This window comes from Streptomyces venezuelae, from assembly GCF_008642375.1.
Taxonomy (GTDB): domain Bacteria; phylum Actinomycetota; class Actinomycetes; order Streptomycetales; family Streptomycetaceae; genus Streptomyces; species Streptomyces venezuelae_G.
The window spans coordinates 4,540,064-4,558,935 of sequence record NZ_CP029194.1; the positions used below are offsets into that span (position 1 = coordinate 4,540,064).

Below are 18,872 nucleotides of genomic sequence, written 5' to 3' on the forward strand. Positions count from 1 at the left end.
GCAGAGATGGGTCAGTTTCCTGATCACGTGCTTCTCAGGCCGCCGCATCGAAGGCGGACTGCCGCACGCTCCCGCGCCGGACGGTCGAAGCAGGCCGGCGCCTCCCCCGGGAGGCCGCGCTGCGCTTGGCGCGTTCGACGACCGGTGCGGTGATGACGACGGGGATGCCGGAGGGGGCCTGGGCGCCGGTGATCCGGTTCAGGGCCTCTTCACCCGAGCGGACCTGGGCGGTCTGCGGGGTGATGCCGGCGGCCTGCATGAGGCGGGTCATGTCGCGGCGCTGGTTCGGGGTGACGAGGGTGACGACGCTGCCGGACTCGCCCGCGCGGGCGGTGCGGCCGCCGCGGTGGAGGTAGTCCTTGGGGTCGGTGGGCGGGTCGACGTTGACGACGAGGTCGAGGTTGTCGACGTGGATGCCGCGCGCCGCCACGTTCGTCGCGACCAGGACGGTCACGTGGCCGGTCTTGAACTGGGCAAGGGTGCGGGTGCGCTGCGGCTGCGACTTCCCGCCGTGCAGGGCGGCGGCCCGTACACCGGTGTTCAGCAGGTCCTGGGTCAGCCGGTCCACGGCGTGCTTGGTGTCCAGGAACATCATCACCCGGCCGTCGCGCGCCGCGATCTCCGTCGTCGTCCGGTGCTTGTCGGCGCCGTGGACGTGCAGCACGTGGTGCTCCATCGTCGTCACCGCACCGGCCGAGGGGTCCACCGAATGCACGACGGGGTCGGTCAGGTAGCGGCGTACCAGCAGGTCGACATTGCGGTCCAGGGTGGCCGAGAACAGCATCCGCTGCCCCTCGGGACGCACCTGGTCCAGGAGGGCGGTGACCTGAGGCATGAAGCCCATGTCGGCCATCTGGTCGGCTTCGTCGAGGACGGTGATCGCGACCTGGTTCAGCCGGCATTCACCACGGTCGATGAGGTCCTTCAGCCGGCCGGGCGTGGCCACGACCACCTCCACGCCTCCGCGCAGCGCTCCGGCCTGCTTGCCGATCGACACGCCGCCGACGACCGTGGTCAGGCGCAGCCTCACGGCGCGGGCGTACGGGGTGAGGGCGTCGGTCACCTGCTGGGCCAGCTCGCGGGTGGGGACGAGGACCAGCGCCAGCGGCTGGCGCGGCTCCGCGCGCAGTCCGGCGGTACGGGCCAGCAGCGCGAGGCCGAAGGCCAGGGTCTTGCCGGAGCCGGTGCGCCCGCGGCCGAGCACGTCGCGGCCCGCGAGGGTGTTGGGCAGGGTGGCGCCCTGGATGGGGAAGGGCACGGTCACGCCCTGCGCGCCGAGGGCCGCCAGCAGCTCGGCCGGCATGTCGAGATCGGCGAAAGCCTCGACGGCGGGCAGAGCGGGAGTGATCGTCTTCGGCAGGGCGAACTCGCCTTGGATCGCGGCGGGCCGGCGGCCGTAGCGTCCGGAGCGGCTCGGACCTCCGGAACGGCTCGGGGCCGACGAGCCGAGGCGGCTGCCCCGCTCCGAACCGGTGGCAGTGCCGAAAGCGGGGCCGCCGGTGCGGCTGCGGGTGCGAGAGGAACGGTCGTTCGTGCGTGTGCGGTTCATTTCAGAACCTTCCTTGATGCGGCACATATCAAGGAATTCCGGCAGCAGAAACGCAGCGCGGGGAATCACAAGAACGGGCCGAATGGAATGAGAAAGCGACTCTGGCCTACAGAGATTCTGTACGGGCGCATGCGCTGAGATGGGGGGCGCCATGCGTACGCGAACCAAGGGAAATCGAGGGAGGTGGAGCGCCGAGCAGGCCGTAATCCTGAATACTTCGTCCCGCAGGTGACACCACTGCGGGAAATGCGTGCAGCTGGGACCCGCACCCCAAGGGATGCGGGTCCCAGCTACGAAATGCGCGTCAGCGTCAGGCGGGAACGATGTTCTCGGCCGTCGGGCCCTTCTGGCCCTGCGCGATGTCGAAGGTGACCTTCTGGCCTTCCAGCAGCTCGCGGAAGCCCTGGGCGGCGATGTTGGAGAAGTGGGCGAAGACGTCGTCGCCGCCACTGTCCTGCTCGATGAAGCCGAAACCCTTTGCCGCGTTGAACCACTTCACGGTGCCAGATGCCATGCCGTATCTCCTTTGGGGCAGTACACCGGCATCCGCACTGTACGGACACCGTGTCGCCGCGATGATGCCCCGCCGGAAAATGGCCCGGAAGCATGAAGCGCTCGAATGTGGCGCGGAGGCCGACTGGAGCGCCTGAAGTTTTTGGGTACCAAAACTGCAACCGAGATCGACAGTAGCACGCTGCAGCGGTTTGCGTGCGTTGAATATCTCCATCGTGTGCAGCGCGGAAAAACTCTCCCTGCGGGGTCTATTAAACTCTCTGACCGCGGGGACAGATATTGATTCCCCCCGAGAGCAGCGTTTCGGGATCAAGGCGTCCGCCGGCTCGTGTGAAGCCTGTCCCACTGGGGGCGTGGCATTCTCGTCGCGAGCACCGTTGGCGGGGAAGGACGGCTAGGCGGCCCCGAGGACCGGAGTCAACCCCTCAGGCGAACCGCCGCTTTTTGGAAGCGAATTCACGCGACGGAGGCAGCGGTGTGACGCAGGGCGTCGAGAACCCGTCTTGCGACGCGAGACCGGCGAGGGCCGAGAGGCCTAGGCGACGAAGAAGGCCCAGGTCGTTGACCTGGGCCTTCTTTCAAGAGCGGATGACGGGAATCGAACCCGCGCTATAAGCTTGGGAAGCTCATGTTCTACCATTAAACTACATCCGCGCAGCGGCCGGGTGATCCGTGCCGCATCGTTGCACACTGTACCCCATGCGCCACTTGAGGCGAAGCTCCGCCTCCGCGTGTGCGAGTGTGTGCGGAGCGGCGCCTGGAGGGTGTCCTGTTGATCCCCTAATGTGGCTGTCTCGTCCACCGCATGTGTAGGGGAAGGGACTTGATGGGTTCCATGGAGCGCACCGTCGTCCGCTGTGCCGAGGGGCACGTGTTCAGTACCGCCTCGTTCCCGCTTCAGCAGCTCGGGGCCGGGCGGATCGGGCCCGGGCGGCTCATCCGGTGTCCGCGGTGTGCGCGCTTGCGCCACGCGGTGCCCGTGGTGCTCGGACAGCGCTGAGCCGGTAGACGCCCGGCGGTGCCGGTGGGCGCGGGGCCCTGCCGATTGGGGCAGGTCCGCGCCCTCTGCGTATCGTGGGGGCGTGCTTCTCTCAGACAAGGACATCCGGGCCGAGATCGATGCCGGACGGGTGCGCATCGACCCGTACGACGAATCCATGGTGCAGCCCTCGAGCATCGACGTGAGGCTTGACCGCTTCTTCCGGGTGTTCGAGAACCACCGTTACCCCCACATCGACCCCGCCATCGAGCAGCTCGACCTGACGCGCGAGGTCGAGCCGGAGGGCGACGAGGCGTTCATCCTGCACCCGGGCGAGTTCGTGCTCGCCTCGACCTACGAGGTCATCACCCTGCCGGACGACATCGCGTCGCGCCTGGAGGGGAAGAGCTCTCTGGGGCGGCTGGGGCTCGTCACGCACTCGACCGCCGGGTTCATCGACCCCGGTTTCTCGGGGCACGTGACCCTGGAGCTGTCGAACCTCGCCACCCTGCCGATCAAGCTGTGGCCGGGCATGAAGATCGGCCAGCTGTGCATGTTCCGGCTGAGCACGCCCGCCGAGTTCCCGTACGGGAGCGAGCGGTACGGCTCGCGGTATCAGGGGCAGCGGGGGCCGACGGCCTCCCGCTCGTTCATGAACTTCCATCGGACCCAGGTGTGAGGCGGTAGCCGGCATGAGTGAAGTACGCGAGAACCTGACGTACGAGGGCTTCGGCAAGGCCGTCCGCGAGCTGGCGCAGACCATCGCCGACGACGGCTACGAGCCGGACGTCGTCCTCTCCATCGCCCGCGGCGGCGTCTTCGTCGCCGGCGGTCTGGCCTACGCCCTGGACTGCAAGAACATCCACCTCGTGAACGTGGAGTTCTACACCGGCGTCGGGACCACCCTGGAGATGCCGGTCATGCTGGCGCCCGTGCCCGACGCGATCGACTTCTCCGACAAGAAGGTCCTGATCACGGACGACGTCGCCGACACCGGCAAGACGCTCAAGCTCGTCCACGACTTCTGCGTCGACCACGTCGCCGAGGTCCGCTCGGCCGTCATCTACGAGAAGTCGCACTCGCTCGTGAAGTGCGAGTACGTGTGGAAGAAGACCGACGAGTGGATCAACTTCCCCTGGTCGGTCGAGCCGCCCGTCGTGAAGCGCGAGGGCCAGGTCCTCGACGCCTGAGCGGACCGATCCGACGCGATCCGGTGACGCGATCTGTACGTGAACGAAAGGGCCCTCGTCGACTTCGGTCGACGAGGGCCCTTTCTCTTTACCTCACGTACGTCGTGCTATTCGCCGAGCGGTCCGGGGAAAGGTCAGTCCCAGACGTAGAGGCCCCAGCCGGCGGACTCGCGGAGGCAGTAGTAGGACGAGTATCCGTGGCGGACGTAGTAACTGCCGCCGCCGTGACACTGCGACTCGGAGCTGTAGTGGGTGATGAAGTGCATCGCCGTGGGGGCAGCGGGTGCGGCGGAGGCGGTGCTCGTCACGGCCCCCGTCATTCCGAAGGCGGCGAGTGCGGCCGAGAATATTGCTATGCGGGCAAGCTTCCCGGACATAAAACTCCTCGATTGTTGGAAAATGATTCCATGCGGTGAGTCCCGGGTGATCCTCTCATCTGTCTGCGACATGTCAACGAAGTTTCTGAGGGTGGCGGAAAAGCGATCTTGGCGGCCAAACGGAATTGTCGACGCCGTTCGTGAACTGGAATTCACGAACGGTCGACCCAACCCCCTCAGGTGACCAGGTTGTTCAGGGCCTTGTACGTGTTCGGGCCCGGGACCCCGTCCAGCGGGCCCGTGTAGCCGCCCGTCTGGGCCAGGCGCTGGAGTGACACGTACGTCGCCGTGCCCGGAGCGCCGTCGATCAGGCCCGAGTAGCCCCAGCCGCGCAGGCACGCCTGGATCCCGGCCCAGCTGTACGGGCCGAGCACCCCGTCGGCCGGGCCCGAGTAGCCGCCGAGCGCGGCCATCCGCTGCATCGCCGCGTACGTCGCCGTGCCGGGGGCGCCGTCGATCGGGCCCGTGTAGCCGAAGCGGCGCAGGACCGTCTGGACGCCCTTCCACGAGTTCGTTCCCATGACGCCGTCGATCGGGCCCGTGTAGCCGCCCGCCGTCGCCAGGGTCTGCAGCCCCTTGTACGTCGCCGTGCCCGGGGCGCCGTCGAGCGGGCCGGTGTAGCCGTGGCCGCGCAGGACCGTCTGGACGCCCTTCCAGCTGTTCGTGCCGAGGACGCCGTCGACCGGGCCCGTGTAGCCGCCCCGCTGGGCCAGCTGCTGGAGCGTCTTGGCGTCCGCCGTCGCGATCGTCACGCTCCCGGTGCCGCCCGCCTGCGCGAGATAACCGCGCAGCCCGGCGTACGTGTTCGGGCCCATGATCCCGTCGACGGGGCCCGTGTAGCCGCCGCGCTGGGCCAGCTGCTGGAGGCCCTTGTACGTGTTCACTCCGGGCGCGCCGTCGATCGGGCCGCCGTAGAGCCCCAGCTGGGTGAGCAGGGTCTGGACGCCCTTCCAGCTGTTCGGGCCGAGGACGCCGTCGAGAGGACCCGTGTACCCGCCGAGCTGCGCGATCCGCTGGAGGGTCACCCCGTCGGCGAGCGGGATGTCCGGCGCCGGGTCGGGGACCGGGTTCGCGCCCGGGGGCGGCAGGACCGCCGTCCCGAAGGCGTCCGGCTTCGCCTGGTTCAGGTCGACGGCGACGCCCTTGACGGAGCCCGTGTCACTGAACTGGTGGATCGCCCAGTCCGGATACGCGGTGCCGATCCGCGGGCTGCCCGCCGGGGCGCCGTAGTCCGCGATCCAGAGCTTCGCTCCCGTCGCCCGCGTCAGCGGCCAGGACCGGGACTGGAGCAGCGAGGAGTACGTGTAGAGGAACGGGGTCGTGCCCAGGCGGGCCTTCACGATGTCGATGAACTGCGCCGTCTGCGCGTCCGTCCACACCGGGCTCTGGTCGACGCCCTCGACGTCGACCATCAGCGGCTCGCCGGGGCGGTAGCCGCGCAGATGGGCGAGGAAGTACTCGGCGTCGGTGGCCGCCGCTCCCCAGCCGGTCATCCAGTAGTGGCCGACCAGGAACCCGGCAGCCCGCGCCTCGTCGACCTGCCGGACGTAGTGCGGCGAGGTGTAGGGCTGGTGGGTGCCGTCGTTGGAGCCGCCCGACTTCACCACGCAGAAGCGGAATCCGGCGCTGCGCGCGGCCAGGAAGTCCAGGTTCGCCTGGCTGGTGCCGACGTCGATTCCGTACACCGCGTCCGTCGGCGACGGCGTGGGCGCCGGGCCGGGGGCCGGTGGCGTGGTCGGCGGGTGGGCGGACAGCCAGCCCGAGACGCCGAGGATCGTGTTCGGGCCGAGGACGCCGTCGATCGGTCCGGTGTAGCCGCCGTCCCTGGCGAGGGCCTGCACGGCCTTGTACGTGGCGGGGCCGGGTACACCGTCGATCGGGCCCGTGTAGCCGTAGCCGCGGACGGCGGTCTGCACGCCCTTCCAGCCGTTGACGCCGATCGCGCCGTCGACGGGGCCCGTGTAGCCGCCGCGCTGCGCGAGTGTCTGCAGGACCTTCTGGTCGGCCGTGGTCAGGGGGTACGTGGCGCCGCCGGGGCCCGGGGTGCCCACGTCGGCCATCCGCGCACCGACGTTGTCCAGCGTCCAGCCCAGGTAGACGAGACCGGCGAGGGAGTTGTACCGCGCGACGGACTGGGTGCCGATGCGGTAGCCGCCGGGGGCGAAGTCCTCGCCGCCCGACAGATGGCCCGTGGCCATCAGGCAGCGGGTGCCGCCGCCGTCGAGGTCCAGGGCCACGTGGCCGGGTGTGAGCCGGACCGCGTTGGCCCACCAGTGGAAGGCCCCGCGGGGCGCCGCCGACCAGTCCGGGTGCCCCTCGCCCGAGGCCTCCCACGCGTCGTACGCCGTCCCCCGCGAGCTGCTCAGATCGCAGGCCCGGAACATCAGGGACTGGCACATGTCGGACCAGTTGTAGCCGTTGTCGAAGCCGGCGGCACCACCGTCGGTCGTGTGCTGGCGGGCCCACTGTTCCGCCCCGGCGACCGTTCTCGTCATCGTGTGCTCCTCGACCCGGAGACGGACAGGTGGGAGATGGCGAGGATCGTCTCCGTGCCCACCAGCTGGGCCCGGAGCACGGGATCCGCCGCGCCGGTCGGTACGGCGCCGTGCCGCAGCCAGGGGGTGAGGGCGACGGTGCCTCCCGCATCCGTGTCGAGGTCCAGATATCCGTACCGGCCGGGGGACTTGCGGCCCTCGGACACCTCGAACCAGAGGCTCGGGCGGGCCGTGTGGAACGAACTGAGGGAGAACCGGACGCGTCGGCCCGGCAGCGGCCCGCCGTCCGGTCCGGCCAGCGCGAACACCACCCCGGCGGCCGGGGCTCCGGAGGGAGCCGACGCCCTCGCGGCCGGCCAGTCGTAGCCGGGCGCCGAGAACGTCCCCGACGTCCCCCGGAGACCCCCGCCGGCCGCGGAGGCGGCGCCGGCCGTGCCGCCCGCGCCCACCCCCAGGACCAGCCCCGGCAGCAGCGCGCCGGCCGTCCGCAGGACGGACCGCCGGGACGGCACCCGCCCTTCGCCATCAACCCACTCGGGCACCTGACCTCCTGGAATCCCCTGGACCGGATGTGCCGGACCGGACAAGACCACCGCAGGGGCCGGGCGCCGGCAACCCAACGAAAGCGCGGAGTCGAGGCCCCGGTTCCGCGCTTTCGTTGGGTTGTCGGTCGCGGGGCGGACCGATGGGATGAGCGGGCTCGTGATCTTCCCGAACAACCCGCTAGCTCAGGGAGAAGCGTTGACCGAGAACGAGGCACGGCAGCACCGTTGTGGCGGCGGCCAGGACGCCCCTCACGTCCCGGCGGGCGTCAGCCGTCGCACGCTGCTGCGCGGCGCCGTGGTGGGAGGCGGCGCGCTGGCCGCCGGTGGGCTCGTCCTGCCCACGAGCGCGTACGCCGTCCCCGCGCTCTACAACCCGTTCGCCGCGTACGCCGTCACCGGACCGTGGGACCCGCCGAACCACAACGGCATCGACTACGGCATGGCCGTGGGGACTTCGCTCCCGGCCTGCGGTGCCGGAACGATCGAGAACATCCCCTACAACGGCACCGGCGGCCACACCGTCACCATCCACCACGCCGACGGGTATCGCAGCCAGTACATGCACCTGTCGAGGTTCCTGCTGGCCAACGGCGCGAACGTGTCCTCCGGGACGGTCGTCGGGCTCTCCGGCGGAGCGGCGGGCGCCGACGGCGCGGGCAACTCGACCGGCCCGCACCTGCACTGGCACGTCATCAACGCGAGCGGCGTCCGGGTCAACCCGCTCTCCGTCGTCGGCGGCGGCACGCCCCCCGTCCAGGGCGAGGGACTGACGCTCCAGAAGATCGCCGGCGCCGGCGGCTACACCGGGGCCCTCGACGGCGTGCCGGGCACGAACACCTGGCTCGGCGTGCAGAGGGTCGTCACCGGCTACGGCTACACGGGCCCGATCGACGGCGCCCCCGGCAACGGCACGTACTCGGCACTCCAGCGGCTGGCCCAGAAGGGCGGCTACGGCGGTCCGATCGACGGAGTGATGGGCACCAACTCCTGGAAGGGCGTGCAGACCGTCTGCCGTCGCTTCGGCTACACGGGCCCGATCGACGGCGCCCCGGGAACGAACACCTACGCGGCGATGCAGCGGATCGCCAAGCTCGGCGGCTACACCGGCCCGGCCGACGGCGTCCTCGGCGCCAACTCGTGGAAGGGCCTGCAGCGCCTCTTCACCGGCTTCGGCTACACCGGCCCGCTCGACGGAGCGCCCGGCACGAACACGTACAAGGGGCTCCAGCGCATGGCCCAGCTCGGCGGCTACACGGGCCCGGTCGACGGCGTCCCGGGTACCAACACCTGGGCGGCGCTCGCCAAGCTCGTCTGACGCGCCCTCGGTACCTCGAACGCTCCCCACTCTCCGAACGCTCCGAACTCTTCGAACTCCGCAAAGCGCAGGGCCTCTTCGCGAGGCCCTGCCCTTCGCCATGCCGCTCAACTATCTTCATCGTTGCGTGTCAGCGGGGCCGTTCCGGAGCCGAGGAGGACGATGAGGAGCCGTAGCGGGCTGTGGCGGGTCGCGGAGCTGCCCACGACGAGGGCCGGCGTCGAGCGGGCCTTCTCGTACTTCACCGCCGGGGTCCGGCTCGGGACCGTCGCGCAGATGGTGCCCGCGGTGCAGCTCGGCGCGGCGCGGTCGCCGCACGAGGCCGGCTACCTCGCCTGCTGGGGCGCCGCCGCCCTCGCCGCCGTCGCGGTGAGCGTGGTGACGCTCGTACGCCGCCGGCCGCTGGGCACCGCCGTGGCGGTGCTCGACTTCGGCCTTGCCTGCGCCCTGCTCGTCCTGGGCCCCCTGGTGCTCGCGCCCTGGGACCGCTTCGGCACCTGGACCGCCTTCCAGCCGGGGTACGCGCTGTCCGTCATCATCACCGCCGGCGGCGTACGCGGCCTCGCCGTCTGGGCGCTCAGCCTGCTCGCCGTCTCCGTCTGTTACGTGGTCTACCTCGGCGGCGACGTCGGGAGCGAGATGACCTCGACCGCCGTCGGCAACGTCCTGACCTATGTCGTGTACGCGCTGGTCGCCCGCATGTTCTTCGGGTACACCCGCCGCATCGCGCGCGACGCCGACGCCTCACGCGCGCGTGCCGCAGAGCTGGCGCGGCGCGAGGAGGAGCGGCGGGCGCAGGTGATGATGCACAACGGCGTCGCCGTCATGCGCCTGCTGACCGAGCAGGGCGACGACGTCTCGCGGGCCCGGCTCGTCGGCCAGGCCGAGGTGGAGCTGCGGCGGATGCGCTCCTACCTGCGGGGCACGGAGGGGTGCGCCTCCGACGGCGAGGGGCCCTCGGCCGGGCTCGTCCCGACGGTCGGGCGGGTGTGCGAGCGGTTCGCCGACCTGAACGTCGTCACGTCGCTCGACCTCGCCACCGGCCTGCGGATCCCCGCCGCGCAGGCGGAGGCGCTGGAGCGCGCGCTCGGGAGCCTGCTGCTCAACGTCCGCGTGCACGCCCGCGCGCACGAGGTCGTCGTCCACCTCGACGCGACGGAGCCGGAGGGGGCCTGGACGCTGACCGTGCACGACGACGGCGTCGGCTTTGACCCGGCTTCGGTGACCGCCGGGGTCGGGCTGCGCGAGGTGGTGGTGGGCGAGCTGCGGCGGCGGGGGCTCGGCGTCGGGATCGTGTCCGCCGTGGGAGAGGGCACGACCGTGACGGTCCGCTCGCGCCCCGGACCGGAGGCGGGTCCGCCGGGGCCCGCTCGGCCGTCCGTAGGGTCGGCCTTCGCGGACGCGCCGTGAGGCCCGCGGTGGCGGTCGTCGACGACGCCTCGCTGATCCGCGAGTCGATCGGCCCGCTCATGCCCGGTCTCGACGTGGTCGCGGCGGTCGCGACCGTGGAGGAGCTGGTGCGCCGCAGCCCGGCGGTGGACGTCGTCCTGCTCGACCTGCACCTGGCCAACCTGGAACAGCAGCCCGACGTGCGCCAGGGCGTCGCCGCGATCCGTACGCTGACCCGCCGCGGTTACCGCGTCTGCGTCTACAGCCAGGAGGAACGCCGGTTCGTCCTCGCGGCGTGCGTCGCGGCCGGGGCGAGCGGCATCGTCTCCAAGGCCCTGCCGCGCGCCCGGGCCGAGGAGCTGTTCCTCGACGTCGCCCACGGCGGCACCGTCGTGCCGCAGCAGGTCGTCGGCATCCTCGAAGTGCTCGTCCGGCGCGACTGCATCACCCTGCTGAGCGAGCGCCAGCGCCAGATCCTGCACGGCCGGGCCCGCGGCCTGAGCTACGCGCAGGTCGCGCGGGAGCTGTTCGTGAGCGAGTCGACGCTGCGCGGCTACTGGTTCGACCTCACCAGGTCGCTGACGGACTCCCTGCGCGGCCTCACCCCGGGCGAGATCGAGCACGCCCTCGGGCTCGCGCCGGGCGACCTTCTGGAGTTCTGGGCCGACGGGGCGACGGACGGGGCGGATGCGGCCGGCCCGGCGGCCCGCAAGGACTGGTGGCGCATCGGCCGCGGCCGCTGAGGGGACGCGGCGGGCGCGGCGGACGCGGCGGACGCGGACAGCGGGAAGCGTGAAGCGGGAAGCGGGAAGCCCCTCACCGCCGTGCGATGGGGGGCTTCCCGATGTCTTCGTACGTCGTCTGTCTTCGTACGTCGTCGCTACAGCATGCCCAGCTTGGTCAGGCTCAGCAGCGCCACCAGCTGGATCGCCGACGCGCCCAGGGCCTTCGGCCACGGCAGGTCGTGCGAGCGGCTCACCATCATGGTGAGCAGGGCGCCGAGTGCGAGCCAGGTCAGCCAGCCGACGACCTGGACGAAGCCGTTCTCGCCGCCCAGGAAGAGCGCGAAGACGAGCCGGGGCGCGTCCGTGATCGACATGATCAGCATCGACAGGCCCACGGTCGGCTGCCAGGAGCCGTCGCCGCCGAGCTGGCGGGCGAGCGTGTGCGTGACCGCGCCGAGGATCAGTCCGCCGACGACGAAGCCGAGGGCCGTCATCAGGACGTACGGGATCGCCGTCGACAGGGTCGCGTTGATCGCCTCGTCGCGGGCCTTGTCGAAGCCGAAGATCGCCAGCAGGCCGTAGAGGAAGGTGACGATCAGGGCGGGGCCCCAGACGGCGTGGTCCCGCATCCGGAGGAAGGTGTCCGCCGGGCGCAGCACGATGCCGCTCAGGAGGGGCTTCCAGGGGAGCCGGGGGCCGACGGGGACGGGGGCGGGCTGGTAGCCGCCGCCACCGTCGCGGTACGGGTCGTCGACGCTGAACATCTGCGTGTGGCCCGGGTTGTTCGCCGTGCCGGGGTGCGCCTGCGGCGGCTGCTGCTGGCCGTAGGGCTCGCCGAAGTACTCCGGCTCGCCGTAGGGCTGCTGCTGCCCCTGGGGGCCGCCCTGCTGACCGCCGTACTGACCCCCGCGCTGACCGCCGTACTGGGGGCCGCCGCCCTGCGGGGGCCACTGCTGCTGCGGGTACGACGGCGGAGCCGCGTTGTACCCGTAGGGCGCCTGCTGCGGTTGCTGCTGCTGTTGCTGCGGGGGGCGGTTGTCCCGGCCGCGTCCGTTCCTGAATCCAGCCACGCCCTTGAACGTACCCGCTCCGGCTGTGGAGGCGCTCCTTCGGCCGCTCCTTGCCACTGAGCTGTGACATCCCCTAGGGGATGTCCGCGGGGGCGCTCGGGGGCGGCGGGGCCGTGACGCGGTCGTGGGGGAAGCGCGGGTGCCCTGTTACAAATCCGACGTATCGCCTCAATGTGGTGCTCGTAGCTTCGGAGGAGTCAGCGATCCGAGCAAGGAGCTCTTCCGATGCGTGTCACCCGTCGTTCCGCCCGTACCGCCGCCGTCGCCACCGGGGCCGTCGCCGCACTCCTCCTGCCCGCCGCCGGGGCCTTCGCCGCCGACGGGCCGGACCGGGACCCGGCCCCCACCGGGAGCGAGGCGAGCGACAGGAGTGGCACCAGCGGCACCGACGACGCGAGCGACCAGTCGGTCCTGTGGCGGAACGTCGACCTTGCCGACGGCTCGCTCGCCAAGGTCTACCAGGACGGCCCGGGCCGCTTCTCCGCCGAGATCTACGCGAACGGTTCCCTGATCGACACCCTCGTCAGCACCGACGGGAAGCCCGCGTACGGCCAGAACAACGGCCTCCATGTCGTCCTCCGGCCGGACGGCACCGTCTCCTCCTGGCTCGACGGCACCCCCACCCCGAAGCCGGACCCCAAGCCCACCCCGAAGCCGGACCCCAAGCCCACCCCGAAGCCGAAGCCCGCCCCCAAGCCCGTCCCGAAGCCCGCCCCGCGCCAGGCCTCCGCCAAGGTCACGCTGCCCGACGGGAACATCGCCCGGTTCCACCCCGGCAAGGACCGGCCCCGCGTCGAGATCACCCGGTCGAACGGGCACGCCGTCGGCACCCTCGACCTGAAGCACTCCGCCTCCGGCCACCACGGCTGGACCTACAAGCTCGTCGACGCGGGCAAGCACCGCTACAAGCTCGCCGCGATCGACACCCCGAAGCAGGGCGCGAGCAGCTGGGTCTACGACTTCCAGGGCCGGCTGATCGAGAAGTACACCGCCCAGAAGGCCGGCTGAGACGACGGCACGACGAAGAGGGCCGCCCCGCGATCCGCGGGGCGGCCCTCTCTCACGTACCGACTGCTTCGCCGACTACTTCGCCGGCTCCGGCTCCGGCTCCTCGGCCGGCTCCGGCTCCGGGTCGACCGGGGCCTTCACCGATTCGAGGAGCAGCTGGGCCACGTCCACGACCGTGACGGACTCCTTGGCCCTGCCCTCGTTCTTCTTGCCGTTGACCGAGTCGGTCAGCATGACGAGGCAGAACGGGCAGGCGGTGGAGACGATGTCCGGGTTGAGGGACAGGGCCTCCTCGACGCGCTCGTTGTTGATGCGCTTGCCGATCCGCTCCTCCATCCACATCCGGGCACCACCGGCGCCGCAGCAGAAGCCGCGCTCCTTGTGGCGGTGCATCTCCTGCTGGCGCAGGCCGGGGACGGCGGACATGATCTCGCGCGGCGGCGTGTAGACCTTGTTGTGACGGCCCAGGTAGCACGGGTCGTGGTAGGTGATGAGGCCCTCGACCGGGGTCACCGGGATCAGCTTGCCCTCGTCGATGAGGTGCTGGAGCAGCTGGGTGTGGTGGATGACCTCGTACTCGCCGCCGAGCTGCGGGTACTCGTTGGCGATGGTGTTGAAGCAGTGCGGGCAGGTGGAGACGATCTTCTTCGCCGACTTCGGCTTCCTGGTCGTCTCGTCCTCGTCGTCCTCGCCGAACGCCATGTTCAGCATCGCGACGTTCTCCTGCGCGAGCTGCTGGAACAGCGGCTCGTTGCCGAGGCGGCGGGGGGAGTCACCGGTGCACTTCTCGTCGCCGCCCATGATCGCGAACTTGACGCCCGCGATGTTGAGCAGCTCGGCGAAGGCCTTGGTGGTCTTCTTGGCCCGGTCCTCCAGGGCGCCGGCGCAGCCGACCCAGTACAGGTAGTCGAACTCGGAGAGGTCCTCGACGTCCTTCCCGACGATCGGGACCTCGAAGTCGACCTCCTTGGTCCACTCGACGCGCTGCTTCTTGGCGAGACCCCAGGGGTTGCCCTTCTTCTCCAGGTTCTTGAGCATCGTGCCCGCCTCGGACGGGAACGCGGACTCGATCATCACCTGGTAGCGGCGCATGTCGACGATGTGGTCGATGTGCTCGATGTCGACCGGGCACTGCTCGACGCAGGCGCCGCAGGTGGTGCAGGACCACAGGACGTCCGGGTCGATGACGCCGTTCTCCTCGGCGGTGCCGATGAGGGGGCGCTCGGCCTCGGCGATCGCGGAGGCGGGGACGTCCTTCAGCTGCTCCTCGGTCGCCTTCTCGTTGCCCTCCATGTCCTTGCCGCCGCCCGCGAGCAGGTACGGCGCCTTGGCGTGCGCGTGGTCGCGCAGCGACATGATGAGGAGCTTCGGGGAGAGCGGCTTGCCGGTGTTCCAGGCGGGGCACTGCGACTGGCAGCGGCCGCACTCGGTGCAGGTGGAGAAGTCGAGAATGCCCTTCCAGGAGAACTGCTCGACCTGGGAGACACCGAAGACGGCGTCCTCGGCCGGGTCCTCCCAGTCGATCTCCTTGCCGGCGGTCGTCATCGGCTGGAGCGCGCCCAGGGCGGTGGAGCCGTCGGCGTTGCGCTTGAACCAGATGTTCGGGAAGCCGAGGAAGCGGTGCCAGGCGACACCCATGTTGGTGTTGAGCGAGACCGTGATCATCCAGGTGAAGGACGTGACGATCTTGAGCGCCGCGAAGAAGTACGTGAGGTACTGGATCGTGCTCAGGCTCAGGCCGTCGAGCAGGGCGATCAGCGGGTACGAGGCGAAGAAGCCCGGCTCCCAGCCGGTCACGTGGTGCTGGACGCCCTCGAGCGCGCGGAGCGTCATGATGCAGAGGCCGACGATCAGGATGACGGCCTCGACGAAGTACGCCTGGCCCGTCTTGGAGCCGGCGAAGCGCGACTTGCGGCCCGCCCTGGTCGGCTTGCTGAGCTGACGGATCACGATGAGGGTCACGATGCCGAGGACCGTCATCAGACCGAGGAACTCGGTGAAGATCTCGTACGGCAGCCAGTCGCCGATGATCGGGATCAGCCAGTCGGCCTGGAAGAGCTGGCCGAAGGCGTTGACGATCGTCAGGAGCAGCGAGAAGAAGCCCACCGCGACGAACCAGTGCGCGAAGCCGACGATGCCCCAGCGGTTCATCCTGGTGTGGCCGAGGAACTCCTTGACCAGCGTGATGGTGCGCTGCTTGGGGTCACCGGTGCGTGTGCCGGCGGGCACCGGCTGACCGAGCCGCACGAAGCGGTAGATCTGCACGGTGGCGCGGCCGAACAGCGCGACGGCCACCACCGTGATGGCGATCGACACGATGATCGCGGCGAGTTGCATGACGGGCTCCTCGGGCGGGCCTACTAAGCGGTAACTTATTGAGTTCCCGCTGAGATTACCCGGTCACGGCGCCGCGCTGTAGCGGCGCTCGCGGTGATATGTGTCGCTCAGGCAAACCTTGCCGCGCGACGCCTGCGGACTGCTGGAAGCGTACGCGCCAGGATGGCGAGGTCCATCCCCAGCCAGTGGTGGTCCACATAGTGGAGATCGAGCAGGTCGCGCTCCTCCCACGGTAGTTCCGAGCGCCCGCTGATCTGCCACGGCCCGGTGAGTCCGGGGCGTACGGAGAGCCGGCGCCGGCCCTCGCCCGCGCACTCGCGGTGACCCGGGGCCAGCGGACACGGTCCGACCAGCGACATCCGGCCCGCGACGACGTGCAGGAGCAGGGGCAGCGCGGCCAGTGGGCTCTTCGTGCGGAAGGTCAGCATCGTGAAGGCGCGGCCGTCCAGGCCGGCCACCGTCCGGCGGCGCAGCACGCCGCGCCCCGGGGCCGAGTCGCCGAGCGCGACCGAGAGGGCGACGGCGGCGAGAAGAGGGGAGAGCGCGACCAGCAGGGCGAGCCCGCCCAGGATGTCGAACGTGCGCTTGGCCGTCATTCCCCACACCCTTCCGAGTGAGCCGATGAGAATCATGGGATATTCGTGGGATATGCCTGCTTTGCCCGACAAGGGGTGTCCGGACTCTCTCACGAGTGCCCCGGTCCGGGGCGGGATCGACGCGCTCAACCCCTCCTTCCCGCCCTCGTTGAGCGCCCGGGCGAGCGAAGAGTTGAGTCACCCCCACTCAGGTCTGTTGACGGGGCGCGGGGCGTCGTGCATCCTTGAGTCAGATCCACTCAAGTCAGTCAGCTGGAGGAATTGAAATGGCACGTGCGGTCGGCATCGACCTGGGCACGACTAACTCCGTCGTCAGCGTTCTGGAAGGCGGCGAGCCCACCGTCATCACCAACGCCGAGGGTGCCAGGACCACGCCGTCCGTCGTCGCCTTCGCGAAGAACGGCGAGGTGCTCGTCGGCGAGGTGGCCAAGCGTCAGGCTGTCACCAACGTCGACAGGACCATCCGGTCGGTCAAGCGCCACATGGGCACCGACTGGAAGATCGAGATCGACGGCAAGAACTTCAACCCGCAGCAGATGAGCGCCTTCATCCTGCAGAAGCTCAAGCGTGACGCCGAGGCGTACCTGGGCGAGAAGGTCGTCGACGCGGTCATCACCGTCCCCGCGTACTTCAACGACTCCGAGCGCCAGGCCACCAAGGAGGCCGGTGAGATCGCGGGCCTCAACGTCCTGCGCATCGTCAACGAGCCGACCGCGGCCGCCCTGGCCTACGGCCTCGACAAGGACGACCAGACGATCCTCGTCTTCGACCTCGGTGGCGGCACCTTCGACGTGTCCCTCCTGGAGATCGGCGACGGCGTCGTCGAGGTGAAGGCCACCAACGGTGACAACCACCTCGGTGGTGACGACTGGGACCAGCGCGTCGTCGACTACCTGGTGACGCAGTTCCAGAACGGCCACGGCGTGGACCTCGCCAAGGACAAGATGGCTCTCCAGCGTCTCCGCGAGGCCGCGGAGAAGGCGAAGATCGAGCTCTCGTCCTCGACCGAGACCTCCATCAACCTGCCGTACATCACGGCCTCCGCCGAGGGCCCGCTGCACCTGGACGAGAAGCTCACGCGCGCCCAGTTCCAGCAGCTGACCTCGGACCTGCTCGACCGCTGCAAGGTGCCGTTCCACAACGTCATCAAGGACGCGGGCATCGAGCTCCGCGAGATCGACCACGTCGTTCTCGTCGGTGGCTCCACCCGTATGCCGGCCGTCGCCGAGCTCGTCAAGGAGCTGACCGGCGGTCAGGACGCCAACAAGGGCGTCAACCCGGACGAGGTCGTCGCCATCGGCGCCGCGCTCCAGGCCGGTGTCCTCAAGGGTGAGGTCAAGGACGTCCTGCTCCTCGACGTGACCCCGCTGTCCCTCGGTATCGAGACCAAGGGCGGCATCATGACCAAGCTCATCGAGCGCAACACCACGATCCCGACCAAGCGGTCCGAGATCTTCACGACGGCCGAGGACAACCAGCCGTCCGTGCAGATCCAGGTCTACCAGGGCGAGCGCGAGATCGCGGCGTACAACAAGAAGCTCGGCATGTTCGAGCTGACCGGTCTGCCGCCGGCCCCGCGTGGCGTCCCGCAGATCGAGGTCGCCTTCGACATCGACGCCAACGGCATCATGCACGTGACCGCGAAGGACCTGGGCACGGGCAAGGAGCAGAAGATGACCGTCACCGGCGGCTCCTCGCTGCCGAAGGACGAGGTCGACCGGATGCGCCAGGAGGCCGAGCAGTACGCGGACGAGGACCACCGTCGCCGCGAGGCCGCCGAGTCCCGCAACCAGGGCGAGCAGCTCGTCTACCAGACGGAGAAGTTCCTCAAGGACAACGAGGACAAGGTCCCCGGTGACGTCAAGGCCGAGGTCGAGGCCGCGCTCGTCGAGCTGAAGGAGAAGCTCAAGGGCGAGGACACCGCCGAGATCCGCACCGCCACCGAGAAGGTCGCGGCCGTCTCCCAGAAGCTCGGCCAGGCGCTGTACGCCGACGCCCAGGGCGCGCAGGCCGCGGGTGCCGAGGGTGCCCAGCAGGCCCAGGCCGACGACGACGTCGTCGACGCCGAGATCATCGACGACGAGCCCAAGAAGGGCGGCCAGGCGTGACCGAGGAGACCCCGGGCTTCGAGGAGAAGTCCGACGTCCCCTCCGGCGCCACCCCTGACGACGCCGCCGAGGCCGCCGACTCCTCCGAGAAGGAGTCGGCGGCCCCGGCCGGGGACGCAAGCAGCCAGAAGTCGGCCGGTACCGCGGGCCTCACCGCCCAGCTGGACCAGGTGCGCTCCGCGCTCGACGAGCGCACCGCGGACCTCCAGCGGCTCCAGGCCGAATACCAGAACTACCGCCGCCGCGTGGAGCGGGACCGGGTCACGGTCAAGGAGATCGCCGTCGCGACGCTCCTGTCCGACCTCCTGCCCGTCCTCGACGACGTCGGCCGGGCCCGGGACCACGGCGAGCTCGTTGGCGGCTTCAAGTCGGTGGCGGAATCGCTGGAGACCGTCGTCGCCAAGATGGGCCTGCAGCAGTTCGGCAAGGAGGGCGAGCCCTTCGACCCGACGATCCACGAGGCCCTGATGCACTCGTACGCGCCGGACGTCACCGAGACGACCTGCGTGGCGATCCTGCAGCCGGGGTACCGGATCGGCGAGCGGACCATCCGGCCCGCGCGGGTCGCGGTGGCCGAGCCCCAGCCGGGCGCCACGCCCGGTTCCAAGGAAGAGAAGGCCGACGAGGAGAGCGGTGCCCCCGACGAGGGGTGACGCAACGATCGTCCGGAAGGAGG

At 70.2% G+C, this 18,872-nt stretch carries 16 protein-coding genes and 1 tRNA gene; 8 read left to right on the forward strand and 9 right to left on the reverse strand.

Annotated elements, in window-relative coordinates; translation table 11 throughout:
• Nucleotides 1-34 precede the first annotated feature (34 nt).
• The 3 genes from DEJ46_RS20815 to DEJ46_RS20825 form a co-directional block, all read right to left on the reverse strand.
• On the reverse strand, nt 35-1,549 hold the full coding sequence (locus DEJ46_RS20815) for a DEAD/DEAH box helicase (RefSeq protein WP_150268558.1): 1,515 nt from the start codon (nt 1,547-1,549) through the stop codon (nt 35-37).
• A gap of 310 nt (nt 1,550-1,859) precedes the next feature.
• Nucleotides 1,860-2,063: a cold-shock protein gene (locus DEJ46_RS20820; protein WP_150268560.1), complete on the reverse strand. Its 204-nt coding sequence runs from the start codon at nt 2,061-2,063 to the stop codon at nt 1,860-1,862.
• Nucleotides 2,064-2,645: 582 nt separating this feature from the next.
• Nucleotides 2,646-2,716, reverse strand: a tRNA-Gly gene (locus tag DEJ46_RS20825).
• Between the two features lie 428 nt (nt 2,717-3,144).
• Here DEJ46_RS20825 and dcd point away from each other — a divergent pair.
• Nucleotides 3,145-3,720 carry a dCTP deaminase gene (gene dcd / locus DEJ46_RS20830; RefSeq protein ID WP_150268561.1) on the forward strand — a complete coding sequence of 192 codons (576 nt, stop codon included), beginning with the start codon at nt 3,145-3,147 and terminating at the stop codon, nt 3,718-3,720.
• Between the two features lie 13 nt (nt 3,721-3,733).
• A complete protein-coding gene (locus DEJ46_RS20835; RefSeq protein ID WP_055642614.1) occupies nt 3,734-4,231 on the forward strand; it encodes a phosphoribosyltransferase in 498 nt (165 codons plus the stop codon).
• Nucleotides 4,232-4,365: 134 nt separating this feature from the next.
• Here DEJ46_RS20835 and DEJ46_RS20840 read toward each other — a convergent pair whose 3' ends face one another.
• From DEJ46_RS20840 to DEJ46_RS20850, 3 genes are all read right to left on the reverse strand, one after another.
• Nucleotides 4,366-4,608, reverse strand: coding sequence for a hypothetical protein (locus DEJ46_RS20840; RefSeq protein ID WP_150268563.1), 243 nt, complete (start codon nt 4,606-4,608; stop codon nt 4,366-4,368).
• 176 nt (nt 4,609-4,784) lie between these two features.
• Nucleotides 4,785-7,103 (reverse strand): GH25 family lysozyme, encoded by a 2,319-nt coding sequence (locus DEJ46_RS20845; RefSeq protein WP_150268565.1) that lies wholly within the window; start codon nt 7,101-7,103, stop codon nt 4,785-4,787.
• A complete protein-coding gene (locus DEJ46_RS20850; RefSeq protein ID WP_150268567.1) occupies nt 7,100-7,645 on the reverse strand; it encodes a hypothetical protein in 546 nt (181 codons plus the stop codon). Before DEJ46_RS20850 ends, DEJ46_RS20845 begins: the two co-directional genes overlap by 4 nt.
• Nucleotides 7,646-7,844: 199 nt before the next feature.
• On the opposite strand from DEJ46_RS20850, the gene DEJ46_RS20855 reads away from it, so the two are divergent.
• The 3 genes from DEJ46_RS20855 (at nt 7,845) to DEJ46_RS20865 (ending at nt 11,095) form a co-directional block, all read left to right on the forward strand.
• Nucleotides 7,845-8,963 (forward strand): peptidoglycan DD-metalloendopeptidase family protein, encoded by a 1,119-nt coding sequence (locus tag DEJ46_RS20855; RefSeq protein WP_223834866.1) that lies wholly within the window; start codon nt 7,845-7,847, stop codon nt 8,961-8,963.
• 162 nt (nt 8,964-9,125) lie between these two features.
• The gene (locus DEJ46_RS20860; RefSeq protein WP_223834868.1) at nt 9,126-10,373 is read left to right on the forward strand and encodes a sensor histidine kinase; all 1,248 of its coding nucleotides are present in this window, start codon (nt 9,126-9,128) and stop codon (nt 10,371-10,373) included.
• A complete protein-coding gene (locus DEJ46_RS20865; RefSeq protein ID WP_150268571.1) occupies nt 10,370-11,095 on the forward strand; it encodes a LuxR C-terminal-related transcriptional regulator in 726 nt (241 codons plus the stop codon). Before DEJ46_RS20860 ends, DEJ46_RS20865 begins: the two co-directional genes overlap by 4 nt.
• A gap of 137 nt (nt 11,096-11,232) precedes the next feature.
• On the opposite strand, the gene DEJ46_RS20870 is transcribed toward DEJ46_RS20865, so the two are convergent.
• Nucleotides 11,233-12,147, reverse strand: coding sequence for a Yip1 family protein (locus DEJ46_RS20870; protein WP_150268573.1), 915 nt, complete (start codon nt 12,145-12,147; stop codon nt 11,233-11,235).
• A 225-nt stretch (nt 12,148-12,372) separates the two neighbouring features.
• On the opposite strand from DEJ46_RS20870, the gene DEJ46_RS40520 reads away from it, so the two are divergent.
• Nucleotides 12,373-13,155, forward strand: coding sequence for a hypothetical protein (locus tag DEJ46_RS40520; RefSeq protein ID WP_150268575.1), 783 nt, complete (start codon nt 12,373-12,375; stop codon nt 13,153-13,155).
• Nucleotides 13,156-13,230: 75 nt separating this feature from the next.
• Here DEJ46_RS40520 and DEJ46_RS20880 read toward each other — a convergent pair whose 3' ends face one another.
• A complete protein-coding gene (locus DEJ46_RS20880) occupies nt 13,231-15,492 on the reverse strand; it encodes a (Fe-S)-binding protein (RefSeq protein ID WP_150268577.1) in 2,262 nt (753 codons plus the stop codon).
• Nucleotides 15,493-15,599: 107 nt separating this feature from the next.
• Nucleotides 15,600-16,088 carry a sugar transferase gene (locus tag DEJ46_RS20885; protein WP_150268579.1) on the reverse strand — a complete coding sequence of 163 codons (489 nt, stop codon included), beginning with the start codon at nt 16,086-16,088 and terminating at the stop codon, nt 15,600-15,602.
• A 266-nt stretch (nt 16,089-16,354) separates the two neighbouring features.
• Between DEJ46_RS20885 and dnaK the strand changes: the two genes are divergently transcribed.
• A complete protein-coding gene (gene dnaK / locus DEJ46_RS20890; RefSeq protein WP_150268581.1) occupies nt 16,355-18,196 on the forward strand; it encodes a molecular chaperone DnaK in 1,842 nt (613 codons plus the stop codon).
• On the forward strand, nt 18,193-18,849 hold the full coding sequence (gene grpE / locus DEJ46_RS20895) for a nucleotide exchange factor GrpE (RefSeq protein WP_150268583.1): 657 nt from the start codon (nt 18,193-18,195) through the stop codon (nt 18,847-18,849). The genes dnaK and grpE overlap by 4 nt, the downstream gene beginning before the upstream one ends.
• The last annotated feature ends 23 nt before the right edge of the window (nt 18,850-18,872 follow it).

What these genes read in the sequence shown, in the direction of transcription:
- DEJ46_RS20815 (WP_150268558.1), bottom strand. Translation starts at nt 1,549, where the DNA reads ATGAACCGCACACGCACGAACGACCGTTCCTCTCGCACCCGCAGCCGC.
- DEJ46_RS20820 (WP_150268560.1), bottom strand. Translation starts at nt 2,063, where the DNA reads ATGGCATCTGGCACCGTGAAGTGGTTCAACGCGGCAAAGGGTTTCGGC.
- DEJ46_RS20835 (WP_055642614.1), top strand. Translation starts at nt 3,734, where the DNA reads ATGAGTGAAGTACGCGAGAACCTGACGTACGAGGGCTTCGGCAAGGCC.
- DEJ46_RS20840 (WP_150268563.1), bottom strand. Translation starts at nt 4,608, where the DNA reads ATGTCCGGGAAGCTTGCCCGCATAGCAATATTCTCGGCCGCACTCGCC.
- DEJ46_RS20845 (WP_150268565.1), bottom strand. Translation starts at nt 7,103, where the DNA reads ATGACGAGAACGGTCGCCGGGGCGGAACAGTGGGCCCGCCAGCACACG.
- DEJ46_RS20860 (WP_223834868.1), top strand. Translation starts at nt 9,126, where the DNA reads ATGAGGAGCCGTAGCGGGCTGTGGCGGGTCGCGGAGCTGCCCACGACG.
- DEJ46_RS40520 (WP_150268575.1), top strand. Translation starts at nt 12,373, where the DNA reads ATGCGTGTCACCCGTCGTTCCGCCCGTACCGCCGCCGTCGCCACCGGG.
- DEJ46_RS20880 (WP_150268577.1), bottom strand. Translation starts at nt 15,492, where the DNA reads ATGCAACTCGCCGCGATCATCGTGTCGATCGCCATCACGGTGGTGGCC.
- DEJ46_RS20885 (WP_150268579.1), bottom strand. Translation starts at nt 16,088, where the DNA reads ATGACGGCCAAGCGCACGTTCGACATCCTGGGCGGGCTCGCCCTGCTG.
- dnaK (WP_150268581.1), top strand. Translation starts at nt 16,355, where the DNA reads ATGGCACGTGCGGTCGGCATCGACCTGGGCACGACTAACTCCGTCGTC.